Consider the following 15,673-nt stretch of genomic DNA (forward strand, 5'->3'; position numbering starts at 1 on the left):
TTAAGGACAGCAGCTTTTCTAAAAAGTACTCATGGAAATGGAGCTTTATTTTAACTTTTTTAAAAGAAAAGATTTAAACCCCTGAAAATAAGCTAGATTATTTATGAAAAAAGTAGAACCAATAGGGTCAAAAGGGTTAAGAAAGCTTTAAGCTTTTTAACAGCCGACTGGGCAATATTTTTTGCAGACTGTGGGTTGATCTGCAAGTGTTCGGCAATCTGCTTAAAGCTCATGGTTTTAAAAAACCGAAAATACAATACTTGCTTTTGTCGCGGACTTAATTGTGCTATCCCTTCTTTTAACAACTGTCGATCAATTTGAGATTGCTCCTTCAAGATCCATTTTTCTTCCATACTAGCCTCTTCGGCATCGTGCAACTCTGGATTTAGTTCAATGACCTTGACTTTGGAACGCTTGTTCAACAAGGTGTTTTTTAAAGCAATAAATAGATAGACCTTTAGATTTTTTACCGTTTGGTATTGACCTCGTTTATGGTAAATCTTAACGAACAATTCCTGAATAGCATCTTCAATATCTGCCGCCTCATAGCCTAAATTTTGGCCATAGCCATACAGGGCATCCACATATTGATGGTACACCTGTGCAAAGGCAGCTTCATCCCCCTCTTGCAACAAATTCCATAATTCGAATTCGTTCATTCTCCAAGAATATTTCTTTGAAACCCTAACCTGCTGAAAACAAACAGATAGGATTAATAACCATTCATTAATTCAAGATAGACATCCTCTTCTGAGGAAAAATTTAATAATTATTTAACAAAAGAAATAAAAATAATTTTGTATTGCAATAACAGAGTTAATATTAGGCGATGCTTGGAAAAAATATTGCCATTCAATGAAAATTTAGCAATTTACTAGCTTGTAAAAAAATTGTTATTAGAATAAGAATCGGGCTCAACCCTGCCATACCCAAACCGCAAACCACTGTACAATCAATGCCATGTCCAATAAGTAAACATGGTGATAATGCTTCTTATCGGTGAAAATAACAAACTTAAAAAGCAGCAACACCAAAACACTGGTCATCACCATCCCCCATTTTACTGCAGGTGAATAGGGGGATACCAGCATTAATAAAATATGGAAGAGTCCCATTCCATAGGAAAGTAAGATAGCCTTTTCCTTACCCAGGATTATCGGTATAGTCTTTAACTTATAATAACTATCCTGTTCATAATCTCGGATATCAAAAGGCAGGGTACATAAGAGCAAAAATAGAATTTTGACCAAGCCCAAGTAATTTGCCATATACCAATCAATAGCAGCATGATTAGCATACAACTCCACGACCGGCAAGCCTACACTACTTAAAGACCAGACCAAGGCTATATAAAAGACCTTTAAACCTGGAACTTGTCTTAAGCCTATTTTTTTACCTGCAATCTGTACTATTGGAACGGCATAGGCCAAACTGACCAAACCCACAAAGCCTAAAAAGAAAAGCGTCAGTATATGCAAATGTAACAATGCCCATGCTGTCATTAACACAGCAAGAACGCTGAAGGTCCAAAGAAATCGTAGGTTTTTACCAATCCATCGCGTTCGTTGGTAAGGCGATGATTGCGGATCCTTAGGTAAGGAAAGATAAAGACTCAGATTATATAAAATTAAGGTTGTAGCCCCTTCTATCACTAAAATATAGGGATTTACCGGCAAATCTAATATGATATAGGTTAAAGCACATTGCGCTACAGCAGCCATCGCAATAAGGAAGTTGCTATTCACTAAAAAATAATATAGGCGCTTTAATATTTCCACAATAAATCCTAAACAAAAATGCAATTTATTCAATCAAGCCACCTAAAAATTAGTAAAACATATTAAAAAAAATTAAATTAGCTCTGCTGCAGGCCTATTTAACGTCATTTAATAAGTAATTGACCGAATTAAATAATTCCTAAGGCAAATATAATGTAGACCTATAATTTTATTTTAGAAAGATGAGTTTTCAAATTAAATCTTTTGAGGAGTATCAAAAAGCTTACAAAGAGAGTGTAGAAAATCCGGAGCAATTCTGGGGAGGAATTGCAGAGAATTTCTTTTGGAAGAGAAAATGGACAAATGTCCTAAAATGGAACTTTAAAGAACCGGATATTAAGTGGTTTGAAGGGGGAAAGCTAAATATAACCGAAAACTGTTTAGATCGACATATCTATCAATTAGGTGACCAACCAGCCATTATCTGGGAACCTAACGATCCACATGAAGCTCACCGTGTTCTTACCTATAAGCAATTGTTACAAAAGGTAGAGCAATTTGCTACTGTGCTAAAAAACAACAACATCCGCAAAGGTGACCGTGTATGTATTTACTTACCAATGGTACCTGAATTGGTTATCGCTGTTTTAGCATGTGCGCGAATTGGTGCTATACACTCTGTAGTATTTGGTGGTTTCTCCGCGCAATCTATTGCTGACCGTATCAATGATGCCGAATGTAAATTGGTTATTACCTCCGATGGTGGTTTCCGTGGAAAGAAAATCCTAGAGTTAAAAACCATTGTTGATGATGCCTTAATGCAATGTAAATCAGTTGAAAAGGTTATTGTATTGACGCGTACGCGTACGCCTATATCCATGATCAAAGGTCGTGACGTATGGTGGGAAGATGAAATCAAGAAAGTGGAAACTCAAGGAAACCCGGCTTGTCCTGCTGAAGAGATGGATGCTGAAGACACCTTGTTTATCCTTTATACTTCCGGTTCAACAGGCAAACCTAAAGGGGTGGTGCATACCACGGCAGGATACATGGTCTATACCGGATATACCTTTGCTAATACCTTCCAATACCAACCTGGAGAAATCTTCTTCTGTACAGCAGATATCGGTTGGATTACGGGACACTCTTATATTGTTTATGGGCCGCTATCGCAAGGAGCAACATCCTTGATGTTTGAGGGTATCCCAACCTACCCAGATGCTGGACGTTTCTGGGATATCGTCGATAAATACAAAGTAAATACATTATATACCGCTCCTACTGCTATTCGTTCTTTGATGGCGTTCGGAGATGAGTATTTAGAAAATAAAGATCTTTCCTCGCTTCGCGTATTGGGTTCAGTAGGTGAGCCGATCAATGAAGAAGCTTGGACTTGGTACCATGAAAAAGTAGGTAAAGGCAAATGCCCGATTGTGGATACTTGGTGGCAAACGGAAAATGGTGGACACTTGATCACACCTATTGCCGGAATTACACCAGAAATCCCAGGTTATGCTATGCTTCCTTTACCAGGAGTTCAGCCATGCTTGATGGATGATACCGGACAAGAGATCGAAGGAAATGATGTGAGTGGTAACTTGTGTATTAAGTTCCCATGGCCAGGTATGCTTCGAACCACTTGGGGCGATCATGAACGCTGTCGCCAAACCTATTTCTCTACCTATGAAAACATGTATTTCACGGGAGATGGCTGTTACCGCAGTCCGGAAGGTTATTACCGTATTACCGGTCGTGTCGATGATGTATTGAACGTTTCAGGTCACCGTATCGGTACCGCGGAGGTAGAAAATGCCATCAACATGCACGCCGATGTGGTAGAATCAGCCATCGTAGGTTACCCACATCCGGTGAAAGGACAAGGTATTTATGCTTATGTGATTGCTAATCACCATATCGACGAAGAAAAAACACGTCAAGATATCTTGCAAACCGTAACCCGTATCATTGGTGCTATCGCAAAACCAGATATTATTCAATTCGTAACAGAATTGCCAAAAACAAGATCTGGAAAAATCATGCGCCGTATCTTACGTAAGATTGCAGAAGGCGAATTAAATAGCCTGGGTGATACTTCAACCCTACAAGACCCTAACGTGGTGGAATCCATCATCGAAGGTTCCAAGAAAATGAAATAAGTCCCTCGGACTTATCCCCATAAAAACCCTGTCGTTTTGACCAGAAGTCTTATGACTTTTGACAAAGCGATAGGGTTTCTTCATGCTATAACCTTAGAAATTTTGCTCGCTCTTTACATGAAACTTCGAATCCCTTCTAGTGAATAAGCTTCTTCCAAATCTTAAAAATTCTTAATATTGCTCTTTACAAAAAGCAATAATCTAATAAAAATGCTTTTTATAAAAAGCATTAATTACCTATAATTGCTTTACACAGAAAGCAATTATGGAAGAGTTATTATTAGAATTTCAGGCTAAACTTCTCCGTCAATCCTTGGATTTTCAGCGGTATTAATTGAATGAGTTGGACTTAAACAACCGCTTGATAGCTATTAAAGGCGCACGGGGTTCTGGCAGGACAACACTTCTTTTGCAATTAGCAAAGATCCATCTTCCACAATCTTCTAGTCTGTACATTAGCCTAGATCATATTTACTTTTTTAACCACAATTTATATGAGCTGGCCAAGCAATTTGCGTTGTTGGGCGGTACACATCTATTGCTCGATGAAGTGCATAAGTATCCCAATTGGTCCAGGGAAATTAAACTAATTTATGATAACTTCCCCGAGCTGAAGGTCATTTTTACCTCCTCTTCCATGTTGGAAATCTACCAATCAGAATCCGACCTAAGTCGAAGAGCTGTATCCTATACGCTAAAGGAATTGTCTTTTCGGGAATTCATCCAATTGGAAACGAAAAAGCTGTTTCCAAGCTATAGTTTGGATGTGATTTTAAATGAGCATCAACAAATTGCCGGAGCATTACTCCAAGACATCAAACCCATTCCTCTTTTTGAAAAATACCTGCGGATTGGGGCATATCCCTATTATCGGGAAAATGAACAGCGTTATGCGCAAAAGCTGATTAATACCATTAATCTAATTATCGAAATCGATATCCACGCGGTTGAAGACATGCAGTACGAAAGCTTGGTAAAGCTCAAGAAACTATTGATTACCGTTGCGACAAGTGCACCCTTCACGCCTAACATCAGCAAACTCAGCGAAAAAGTGGGTGTTTCACGCAATATGCTAGTGCATAGCATCAAGCTGCTGGAACGAGCAGGATTGGTCAACGAATTATACAAAGACAATAGCGGCATAGGTGTCTTGACCAAGCCAGAGAAACTTTATTTGAATAACAGTAATTTGATGTATGCCCTTGCAAAGGAAAATACTAATATCGGCAATGTACGAGAAACCTTTTTCTTGAATCATTTTAAAGGTCTTCATGAAATTAATCTTGCCGAAAAAACTGATTTTATCATTGACAAAACCTATTCCTTTGAAATAGGTGGAAAGAATAAAACCAAAAAGCAAGTAGCCCAACTAGATAAGGCATACTTAGCAAAGGATGGAATCGAAATAGGGTATTCCAAAACCATTCCAATTTGGCTTTTTGGTTTTATGTATTAATGGATTTTTGTCTGATTACAAATCTTAAAAGCGATAACCTAAATAGAATCCAGAACTTGATGGCGAGATTTTAGGTCCATTTTTCATAATGGAATCAAAAGACCCGCGGTAGTTCACACCAAAAATATACTTAGAATATTCAAATCCAAATCCTGCCTGGAATCCCCATTCATCTTTTCGAAAGTCGGAGTCGAAGTCCAATTTTTCAGCACCATTCTTTCCATTAAAGTGATTCTTATAATAGGCACCAGCATTAACATAGAACAGATGTCCAAATTTCAAATCCAAAGGAACCATCAGGGAATTACGATAAAATCTTCCTGCATCAGATCGACTGGCATTTTGATCAAAATGAACTCCCAAATCTAAAGCATACATCCTACTTAACCTGTAACTTGCACGAAGTCCCAAAGCAAATCCAACTTCGGATTTGGCATCGTAGAACTCTTCCTGATACAGATGCTTTCCGGTATTCAATTCACCTAAAACCGCAAAACGCAATGGTTTCATGATTGCTCCTGGTTTCTTCTGTAAGCGCTTCATCACGTTTACTGCACCTACCTCGGTATGATTGGCCAAGGCTTCAACAAAACGCGAACTGAATTTAGCGATGCGCTCCATTCCATCATAATCCAACAGATCAGCTTTATCCTCGGGTTTATGATACGGCGACTTCAAGCCCGTAAAAACATGTATGGCAGGTATTCCAGATGTTCCAAAGGGTTCCGTGTCGGTATATGCTTCTGTAGAGGCGGATAGGTCTTTCAATTGTATTCCTTGAGCGAGTTCCTCTGCTAATTCAGCACCCCCTTTGATATGTCCAACTCCTTTCAACGTCAATCCCTCATTTTTCTGCAACATACCAACCATATCAAAACTAAACATGGCCTTCATGCTCAAACGCTCCTCCTTAGTCAATTCCTTAACAAAATGATTGGACCCGATCAGACCAGACTCTTCTGCATCAAATGCTATAAAAAGTATAGTACGTTTAGGTTTATTTTGCTGAAAATATTTCGCCAGCTCAATGATGGTCGCTACGCCGGATGCATTATCATCTGCCCCAGGATAATAAGTTGAGGACTTTGGCACATATCCCAAATGGTCATAATGCGCCCCCAAAACAATGATCTCCGATTTTAAAGCAGGATCTGTCCCTTCCACCATACCAACCACATTTGTGGCCTTCACAACAGCTAACTTAATCCGTAAATCAAAGTTTTGCTCATAAGAACCTTTGTAAGGTTGTAAACCTGCTTGTTTGAAATGCTGAAGAATATAAGCCTTGGCAAGCTCCTTCCCTTCAGTCCCTAAACCTCGACCTTTCAATTCTTCTGAAGCCAAATAATGAACGTGTTTCGACAAACTATCCTTAGAAAGGCTTTGCGCATGAACCTGAATGGACCATATAGCTAATACGAGTAAAAGTAATTTCTTCATAAATTGGTTTTTAAAACAAAAATAGGAGATAAAATAAAATGATAGGCAATACCATCCGTTAAATTATGTCAAATATTGGAGTGCTTTTATATATCTCAATCATCCTCTTCTTTAACAATATTCACTTTAGAATGGAATGTATTTCACTTGGTTCAGGCTCTGGTTTTGTTCGAGACGCCTAAGGAATTTCTAGGGATCTAATATGGATCTCCTTCGGATCTCGTTCGGTCGGAACCGAACGAGATCCGAAGGAGATCCGAACAAGTTCCGAAGGAGATCCGTAAGAGTGTCGAAGGAAATCCCTGGGAGAGACTATTAGACAACAGACAAAAGACAACAGAAATTATAAAGGAAAAAGGGGGAAATAGATGTGAGATATGAGACTGCTACGCTATTAGATGTGAGACATGAGATTTGAGATAGAAAGGGTGTTAGGTATGGGTATTAAGTTGGGATTTTCCGTTTCATGTAGGGCGATGCATGTTTCGCCCGCCAAGCAAAATTAGTTTTACCACTTCCAACTCAGAGCAAAGCGAAGAGTCTTAGCCCTATGTGCAGTAGTTAGTAGTTAGAATATTTTTAAATAAAGAAAAGAGACAAAGTACAACGCAATGGGGCCTAATTTTTCAGTTCGTATCGTTAAACAAGAAAGGGTCAACACCGTACGTTGACCCTTTCTTAAGGTAAATTATTTATTGTTATTTCTCGGTCTTATCAACTTTAGTCAATCGAGAACTCAAACTCTTGGTTCTTTTCTGTTTTATAAGCGAGATATTGTGTTGCTGGAGAAATGGCGAATAGAGGTGAGAAGGTTTTTACTTTCACCGTTTTTCCATCTGGTAGGAATTCCAGGTACCTTAACCAGCCATCACCACCATTGCCATGCCAGCCTCCGCCCATTGCTTGCGCATTGAAGGTCATCTGAGATACGGTTTTTCCGGCAGCATTTTTATCTTGACGGAAACCTAGGTGTCCATCGAATTTATCGGCTTCTCCAATATGTCCAGAAAATACCAAGCGGATGTTTTTAGAAGGTTTCACCAATTTCTCAAAAACCGCAGCACCATAATTCGCATCTTCGATTTTATAACCTTGTTTTACAATATGTTGACTCTTCTTATCCAAGAACACATGGGTTAACAAGATTACTTCATGATTGGCATAGATGGGTTTATCCACAACTTTCTTTGCCCATTGCAATACGGTATCTCTAGGGGCAAATTCCAATACCATGACCAGAATTTTTTTACCAGAAGGAACCTGGAATTCAAAGGTTGCATTGACTGCAGTAGATGCTCCATTAAGATTTGGACCTACTTCACGTAAGGCACGAGCATTCAATCCGTTTTGTTCTGCGGAAAAATATTGGTCATAATGCGTAGAACGATATTCGGCACTTACATGCCCATAATCGTGGTTTCCTGTCGCCAATACATAGGGCAGATAACCATCCAGCCGTTGGAAAGCACTGCGGATGTTTGTCCACTGTTGTCGGCTGTTTTGGTTTGCGGCTTTACCATTTGGGTTCATCAAGTCGTTCTGTTCCACCAAATCACCTGTACAGAGTACAAATTGCGTATTCAAGGAGTCCGCAGTTTCTTTGACCCAGGTGGTCATCATATTGATGATGCCTACATTACGTTCAAATTTGACGTAAGATTGCGGGTCGGGTAATAAAACCAGAGACCAGGAATTTTTATCACTTAATTTTGGTTTTTGATAAACCTGCTGTGCGAAAGTTTGTCCCACAGTCAGAAATAGTCCTAGCAATAGAACATAAATTAGGATAGGTTGTTTTTTCATAACGGTGTTAAATTGTACCTATAAAACTAAGGATAAAAGCTAAGGAATGGGATAATTTTTTCAGTTTTAACCTTAATTTAAACGGGAAAAATGCAACATTTTTATTATTTTTAGCCGATTCCCTTAATTTTCTAATTGTTAGTTCATGTTATTTACTATACTTCTTGGTCTGCTTTCTGCTCTCCTGTTAATACCCTTCGGTTCGAGGCTTAAATCCAAGTGGAGTATAATTTTGCCCTTAGTTCCAACCGGAATCTTCGCCTATTACCTTGGTTATTTACCCAATATTGCGGAAGGTTCTGCTGTTGTCCAACACATAAAATGGGTCCCAACATTAGGGGTAAATTTTGACTTACGATTAGATGGATTATCCATGCTCTTCATGCTGTTGATTACAGGTATTGGCGCTGGAATTTTCTTCTATGCAAGAACTTATTTAAGGGGACATCCTTATTTCGACCGCTTCTTCGGTTATTTATTTCTGTTTATGACCGCGATGATGGGCTTGGTCCTGTCGGATAACATGTTGTTGTTGTTTATTTTCTGGGAACTGACCAGTATCAGCTCCTTTTTCCTCATCGGATTTAACAACGACCAAGCGGCTTCACGAAAGAGTGCCATGACTGCCCTCACCATAACCGGGATGGGAGGATTCTTTCTGTTAGCTGGATTAATTCTATTGGCTAACATCGCTGGAACCTATCAGATTTCAGAACTTATTGAGCATAGGGAACAGATTCTTAACCACCAAAGCTACCCTTTGGTACTTCTTTTCATCTTCTTAGGTGCATTTACGAAATCGGCTCAGTTTCCATTTCACTTTTGGTTACCGGGCGCTATGAAGGCACCGACTCCAGTATCGGCCTATCTACACTCAGCAACCATGGTAAAAGCAGGTATTTACCTGCTCGCCCGATTCTTCCCTATTCTAGGAGGTACAGAGCTATGGTCTTATCCTTTGATGATCGTAGGTGGATTAACCATGCTATTCGCAGCGATACATTCGCTATTTCGAATTGACTTAAAATCCATTCTTGCTTACACCACCATTTCAGCACTGGGCATCTTGGTATTTCTATTGGGTTTAGGCTCCAAAGAAGCCATTATTGCTGCTTCAGTATTTATATTGGTGCATGCCTTATACAAAGCTACTTTATTCCTTGTGACTGGAATTATTGACCACGAAACAGGAACCAGGGATATTACGAAACTAAGTGGTTTAAGAAAAGTGTTATTGCCCGTAGCGATAGCCGCAGGATTAGCCGCACTGAGCTGTGCCGGTCTACCATTGACCTTTGGATTCATTGGAAAAGACTTGATCTATGAAGCAACCCTTCATGGTCCTTCAAACTTGATTTGGATATTGACAGGTTTTGCTGTCGCCACGAATATCTGCTTAGTTGCCGCTGGATTTATGGCCGGAATAAAACCTTTCTTTGGTAAATTACCTGATCAGTTTAGTAAGCTACACTTGCCCTATCCATCCATGTGGATACCGCCATTAGTATTAGCGTCATTGGGACTTCTATTTGGGATTTTTCCAGGATATGTAGGAAAATGGTTTAGTATGGCGACTGCAGACGCCATTTTTGGGACAGAGACCCAAATGAAATTGGCGATATGGCATGGTTCCTTTAATACCGTATTGATCCTAAGCTTAATTACTTTAGCCGTTGGGACGCTGCTTTACTTGGCCAACAAACCAAGTACGAAGAAATTAGGACTGATTGAGCAGTTCAATGGTATATCTGCACAGAACATTTTAACCCGTTATAGCAACGACATTCTACGTTTCTCCAATTGGTACACCAACCTTTTACACAATGGCTTTCTGCGCTCCTACTTGTTAAAAATCATTGTTTTTGCAGAAATTCTATTGATTTATAAGCTTTGGGTGAGTGGACCAATCTTAATTGATTACGACAACCTTACTCCATTAACCATCTATGAGGTAGCTGTGGTTATCATCCTTTTAGGAGCCTTGGTAATTGTCGTTACGACGCCATCCCGATTAACTTCTGTGGTTGCGATGAGTGTCATCGGATATTGTATTTGTTTGATGTATGTGTTCTACAGTGCGCCAGATTTGGCCATGACGCAATTCTCCATTGATACCCTGAGTACCGTTTTATTCGTATTGGTTTTGTATAAGCTTCCGGGTTTCTTAAATCTAGCATCTGCGAAACAGCGTTATCGGGATACGGTAGTGGCTTTAGGTTTTGGAATTATTTTGTCCATCATCGCCTTGAAGGTGATGTATGAACCTATACAAACGCAGACCAGTGATTTTTACGGGGAGAACGCCTATATCATGGCAAAGGGGAAAAACGTGGTGAACCTTATCTTGGCGGATTTCCGAGGAATCGACACCATGTTTGAAACCGTGGTATTGGGAATTGCTGCCCTAGGGGTTTATAGTTTGTTGAAATTAAGGTTAAAATCATCAGAGAAAGAATAACAACATTATGCGAAGTATCATATTACAGACAGCAACACGATATTTATTGCCCATACTGCTTTTATTTTCATTTTTCCTATTGCTTCGGGGCCATTACTACCCTGGAGGAGGCTTTGTTGGCGGCTTAGTAGCTTCGATTGCTTTTGTCTTACATAGTTTTGCCAATGGCGCTGAAGCGACCATGAAGATTTTACGTAGAAAACCCTTGTCCTTAATTCCTATTGGTTTGGGAATATCAGCAGTTAGTGTGGTATTGCCTACTTTTTTCGGTTTACCACCGATGACGGGATTGTGGTGGGAAGAGAAGATTCCCGTAATAGGCATGATTGGTTCCGCCTTATTTTTTGATTTAGGCGTTTATTTAGTCGTTGTAGGGGTTGTATTAACCATATTGTTCACCATTTCATTAAATAAAGACTAGGCCTATGGAGTTATTATTGGTCGTTGTTCTGGGTTTTCTGTATGCTGCTGGGGTTTTTTTAATCTTGAGGCGTAGCATGGTGAAGCTATTACTGGGAATTATGTTGTTAGGTAATGGTACCAACATCCTTATTTTCCTTTTAGGAAGCATCACGAAGGGGAAACCTCCGGTTATTGATGCGGACCACAACGTATTTCAAGATATTTATGCAGATCCAATTCCCCAAGCGTTGATTCTAACGGCTATCGTTATCAGCTTCGCTTTGACTGCATTTGCAATTGTATTGTTAAAAAGGGTTTATGCCCTGGTGGATACTGATGATTTAGATGACTTAAACACGCCGGAAGAAGAAGATATATGATCGATAACCATATTTTAGCCCCTGTATTCATCCACCTATTCACAGCAATTTTGCAGTTGATTGCTTGGCGGAAGACCATCTCTCAACGTTTTCTGAGTGTGGGCGGAGCTTTTATCGGTCTGCTTATTGCCATCCGATTGTTTGCCCAAGTTTATAATGAGGGTCCTTTGCATTTGAATGCTTCCAATTGGGATGCACCATTCGGAATTGTCTTTGTGGCGGATCCACTATCCACCACTATGGTGCTTATAACTTCCATTGCAGGCTTTGCCGTATCCATCTTTTCATCCATCGGATTGAATAGACAACGAATGCTCTATGGTTATTTCCCGATTTTCCACTTCTTATTGATGGGATTAAATGGTGCCTTCTTAACAGGAGACATTTTTAACCTGTATGTGTGGTTTGAGGTAATTATCATTTCTTCCTTTGTTTTAATGACACTAGGGGGTCGAAAAGCACAATTAGAAGGTGCGGTGAAATACATGTCCATGAATATTCTGGCATCGACTTTCTTCCTGACAGGGATAGGGATTCTATACGGCATTACAGGCTCCTTGAACATGGCCGACCTGGCTTTAAAGATTCGGGACTTCCCGAATAAACCTTTGGTTGGGGTGACCTCCATATTCTTTATTTTGGGCTTTGGTATTAAATCAGCTGTTTTTCCTTTGTATTATTGGTTGCCTTCCTCCTACCATACGCCACCTTCGGCAGTTGCAGCGACATTTGGGGGTCTATTGACTAAGGTAGGTATTTACGCTATTTTGCGGGTCTTCAGTTTGATTTTCATCCCAGATGATTTTACAAGAACCTTATTTATGGTTCTGGCAGTTCTAACCATATTGACTGGTGCCTTTGGGGCAATGGTCAAACCGAATATACGTCGCCTTTTTTCCTATCTCATTGTTTGCCACATAGGCTTTATGCTTGGAGGTATTGCCATGTTTAGCAAGATTGCATTGATGGGAACCGTATTTTACTTAATTCACGACATCATCGTCAAGACCAATATGTTCCTGATTGCCGGTTTTATCCGTCAGGTTCGGGGAACTATGGATATGAATAAATTAGGAGGCTTGTATAAGGATTACCCAATTATCTCGCTCATCATTGCGCTAGTACTCTTCTCCTTGGTAGGTATCCCTCCATTATCGGGATTTTGGCCAAAGATCTACTTGTTTCAGGAAGCCTTTATCGAAAAGCAGTATTTCTTCGTGGCAGCCCTAATCATCGGGAGTTTAGTAACCTTATATGTTATTGCCAAAATGTGGGCCGATGTTTTTTGGAAAGATGTTCCAGCAGATGTCGAGGTGGAAAACAAGTTTGAAACAATGCCCCCATTCAAGAAGATATTATTGGTCTTACCGATTTTGTTATTATGCGGAGTGACACTATATATCGGTATTCAAGCCGAAAACATCATTTTGTTAGTGGACAAAATAACCAACGAGTTAATGGACACAAGCCCATACATCCGTACGGTGTTGGGCGATAAAGCTTTTGAACAATGATCAAGTTTTTTCTAATGAACCTCCTGCTGTCCTTTATTTGGGTAGCATTAACAGGCCAGATGAACTACTCTAACTTTGTGTTCGGCTATTTATTGGGTTTTGGGGTTCTATTTATCATGAATAGGAATGAAACGGATCAACGGTATTTCTATCGGGTACCGAAGATTGTCAGTTTCTTCTTCTTCTTTCTATATGAATTAATCAAAGCGAATGTGCAAGTGGCTTATGACGTTATTACGCCCAAATACTTCTTTAAACCAGGTATTGTGCGTTATCCGGTCAATGCTACAACGGACTTTGAGATTAATCTATTGGCGACTTTTATTTCTTTAACGCCAGGTACGTTGATTATGGATATCAGTGACGATAAAAAGGCGATCTATATCCATGTGATGTACCTTAAGGATGAAGAGGCCTTTATTCGCAGTTTAAAAACAGGGGTTGAACGTAAATTATTGGAGATATTGCGATGAGTTTAGATACCTATTTTGATTTTGTAATTCTCCCGATATTAACCATTTCAGTGTTACTGGTCTTTATTCGTTTGTTTAAGGGCCCCTCGGTAGTGGATCGCGTGATCGCTTTGGACTTGATTATCACGATTGGGATTGGGATTATAACGGTTTATAGTATCCGACAAGAGCAAGAGGTTCTATTGGATGTTGCTATTATTTTGGCACTGATTGCTTTCTTAGGCACGATTGCCTTTTCGTATTACATAGAAAAACAACAAGATGATTGATTGGATATTGGGATTTTTGAGCACCGTAGGTGCCTTGTCTATATTGTTTGCATCCATCGGTGTATTAAGGATGCCTGATTTCTATTTACGTCTTTCCGTAACGGTAAAAGCTTCGACTTTGGGCGTTGGGCTCTTGTTGATTTGTGCGGCGATTATGTTCCCGGATGATGTATCGGTAACCACCAAATCCATAGCGATTATCTTTTTCTTGATCCTTACAGCACCTATCGCGGCACATATGATTGGAAAAGCAGCTTATTTCATTGGTACCCCCCTTTGGAAAGGAACTGTAACCGATCAACTGAAAGGCATGTACAACAAAGAAACACACTGCTTAGAAAGTGACCCTAAAAAGGCGCAAAAATATCCCGAAGAGACCATCTCCAATGATGAGGACGAAACGGATTAAAAGATTAAACAAACGGGTTTAAAGGCTTGGATACGCTTTCCAGAATCGCTCAATGAACCAGTTTTTTTATCGCGTTTAAAAATTACCACCTCATTGCTCAATTGATTTCCAACCAATACGAAGTTTTGGTCCGGAGAGAAATTAAAATTACGAGGACCTTTACCTAAAACAGACTGAACCTGAATTTTATTTAAGCTACCATCCTTTTGAACAGCAAAGGTACTTATCGTATTCGCATCTACCCGATTGCTGGCATATAAATACTTGCCATCCTTGGATATCTTAACATCTGCTGCACCATCCTTCCCGGAAAAACCTTCTGCATTCATGTTGATGACCTGCTTTTGCTTCCAGGAATTTCCTGTTTTTTCATAAACAACGACGTCTGCAGACATCTCCATCAGCGCATAAAAATACTTTTTGTTGGGATGAAAGGCGATGTGTCTTGGACCAGCTCCCTTAGGGGTTTGAATGGTCTCAATTTCATTAAATTTGTATTTCCCATCTTCTAATTTAACAGCTAGGACATGGATTAAATCCGTACCTAAATCAGATACGTAGATATTCCCATCAGGACCTTGAAAAGCGGAATGGATATGCGGAGCCTCTTGCCTTTTGGTATCGACACTGGAACCGCTATATTTTTTATGATCATTTTGGTTGATGTGGCCATTCGCATCAATTGCATATAAATCTAAAGCTCCACCTAAATAATTGGACACAACAGCATATTTCCCTTTTTTGTCAATAATGACATGGCATGGAGCAGAACCTGTGGTTGGCAGTTTATTTATAAAGTTTAGTTTCCCATCTTCAATACGGAAAGCTGAAACGCTTTGATTTCCATCGGTCAGTTCATTTGCTGCCAACAAAATGTTTTTGTGACGAGCAAGGAAGGAAGGAGAAGACGTTTCGGTTTCCGACAACAAGGTAGCATCTCCAGTTTTGGTATTGAAGGAGTAAGTATAAATCCCCTTACTTTCATTCTTTTGGGTGTAAGTACCGATATAAAGTGGAATTTGCTGGGCTTGTATGTGCTGGCTATAGAACATAGCGAGGAAAATTAAGATAGGTAAAAGGGGTTTTATCATCTGTTAAATATGGTTAAATCAGCCTAAATGTATAATGCAATGCCTATTTTAGCTGAACTTTTAAAACGGTTGATTAAGAATATTATTTTATTTCAGTCATAAAA

14 protein-coding genes are annotated in these 15,673 nt (G+C 39.6%); 9 read left to right on the forward strand and 5 right to left on the reverse strand.

The annotated features are described in order from the left end of the window. Nucleotides 1–101: 101 nt before the first annotated feature. Both ABD676_RS02815 and ABD676_RS02820 read right to left on the reverse strand, forming a co-directional pair. Entirely contained in the window at nucleotides 102–659 is a 558-nt protein-coding gene (locus tag ABD676_RS02815) for an RNA polymerase sigma factor (protein WP_344673152.1), read from the reverse strand. A gap of 255 nt (nucleotides 660–914) precedes the next feature. Then, nucleotides 915–1,778 (reverse strand): UbiA prenyltransferase family protein, encoded by an 864-nt coding sequence (locus tag ABD676_RS02820; RefSeq protein WP_344673153.1) that lies wholly within the window; start codon nucleotides 1,776–1,778, stop codon nucleotides 915–917. Between the two features lie 182 nt (nucleotides 1,779–1,960). On the opposite strand from ABD676_RS02820, the gene acs reads away from it, so the two are divergent. Both acs and ABD676_RS02830 read left to right on the forward strand, forming a co-directional pair. Beyond that, nucleotides 1,961–3,874 (forward strand): acetate--CoA ligase, encoded by a 1,914-nt coding sequence (gene acs / locus ABD676_RS02825; RefSeq protein WP_344673154.1) that lies wholly within the window; start codon nucleotides 1,961–1,963, stop codon nucleotides 3,872–3,874. Between the two features lie 334 nt (nucleotides 3,875–4,208). Then, nucleotides 4,209–5,330, forward strand: a complete 1,122-nt coding sequence (locus ABD676_RS02830) for an ATP-binding protein (protein WP_344673155.1) — start codon at nucleotides 4,209–4,211, stop codon at nucleotides 5,328–5,330. 24 nt (nucleotides 5,331–5,354) lie between these two features. Here the strand turns inward: ABD676_RS02830 and ABD676_RS02835 are convergent, their stop codons facing one another. Then, complete coding sequence (locus tag ABD676_RS02835; protein WP_344673156.1) at nucleotides 5,355–6,770, reverse strand: M20/M25/M40 family metallo-hydrolase; 1,416 nt, start codon at nucleotides 6,768–6,770, stop codon at nucleotides 5,355–5,357. 720 nt (nucleotides 6,771–7,490) lie between these two features. Beyond that, on the reverse strand, nucleotides 7,491–8,573 hold the full coding sequence (locus tag ABD676_RS02840; RefSeq protein ID WP_344673157.1) for a metallophosphoesterase: 1,083 nt from the start codon (nucleotides 8,571–8,573) through the stop codon (nucleotides 7,491–7,493). Nucleotides 8,574–8,718: 145 nt separating this feature from the next. Between ABD676_RS02840 and ABD676_RS02845 the strand changes: the two genes are divergently transcribed. Genes ABD676_RS02845 through mnhG form a run of 7 tightly spaced genes read left to right on the forward strand, consistent with a single transcriptional unit; the run spans nucleotide 8,719 to nucleotide 14,478 of the window. Then, nucleotides 8,719–11,031, forward strand: a complete 2,313-nt coding sequence (locus tag ABD676_RS02845) for a putative monovalent cation/H+ antiporter subunit A (protein ID WP_344673158.1) — start codon at nucleotides 8,719–8,721, stop codon at nucleotides 11,029–11,031. Between the two features lie 7 nt (nucleotides 11,032–11,038). Further along, nucleotides 11,039–11,452, forward strand: a complete 414-nt coding sequence (locus ABD676_RS02850) for a Na+/H+ antiporter subunit B (protein ID WP_344673159.1) — start codon at nucleotides 11,039–11,041, stop codon at nucleotides 11,450–11,452. A 4-nt stretch (nucleotides 11,453–11,456) separates the two neighbouring features. Beyond that, nucleotides 11,457–11,813, forward strand: a complete 357-nt coding sequence (locus ABD676_RS02855) for a Na+/H+ antiporter subunit C (RefSeq protein WP_344673160.1) — start codon at nucleotides 11,457–11,459, stop codon at nucleotides 11,811–11,813. After that, on the forward strand, nucleotides 11,810–13,327 hold the full coding sequence (locus ABD676_RS02860; RefSeq protein ID WP_344673161.1) for a proton-conducting transporter transmembrane domain-containing protein: 1,518 nt from the start codon (nucleotides 11,810–11,812) through the stop codon (nucleotides 13,325–13,327). The genes ABD676_RS02855 and ABD676_RS02860 overlap by 4 nt, the downstream gene beginning before the upstream one ends. Next, nucleotides 13,324–13,800, forward strand: coding sequence for a Na+/H+ antiporter subunit E (locus ABD676_RS02865; protein WP_344673162.1), 477 nt, complete (start codon nucleotides 13,324–13,326; stop codon nucleotides 13,798–13,800). Before ABD676_RS02860 ends, ABD676_RS02865 begins: the two co-directional genes overlap by 4 nt. Further along, nucleotides 13,797–14,069, forward strand: coding sequence for a monovalent cation/H+ antiporter complex subunit F (locus ABD676_RS02870; protein ID WP_344673163.1), 273 nt, complete (start codon nucleotides 13,797–13,799; stop codon nucleotides 14,067–14,069). Before ABD676_RS02865 ends, ABD676_RS02870 begins: the two co-directional genes overlap by 4 nt. Beyond that, nucleotides 14,062–14,478, forward strand: coding sequence for a monovalent cation/H(+) antiporter subunit G (gene mnhG / locus ABD676_RS02875; protein WP_344673164.1), 417 nt, complete (start codon nucleotides 14,062–14,064; stop codon nucleotides 14,476–14,478). The genes ABD676_RS02870 and mnhG overlap by 8 nt, the downstream gene beginning before the upstream one ends. Here mnhG and ABD676_RS02880 read toward each other — a convergent pair. Then, nucleotides 14,475–15,569, reverse strand: a complete 1,095-nt coding sequence (locus ABD676_RS02880) for a lactonase family protein (RefSeq protein WP_344673165.1) — start codon at nucleotides 15,567–15,569, stop codon at nucleotides 14,475–14,477. The genes mnhG and ABD676_RS02880 overlap by 4 nt on opposite strands. Nucleotides 15,570–15,673 lie beyond the last annotated feature (104 nt).

Source organism: Sphingobacterium kyonggiense (assembly GCF_039536825.1).
GTDB classification, from domain to species: domain Bacteria; phylum Bacteroidota; class Bacteroidia; order Sphingobacteriales; family Sphingobacteriaceae; genus Sphingobacterium; species Sphingobacterium kyonggiense.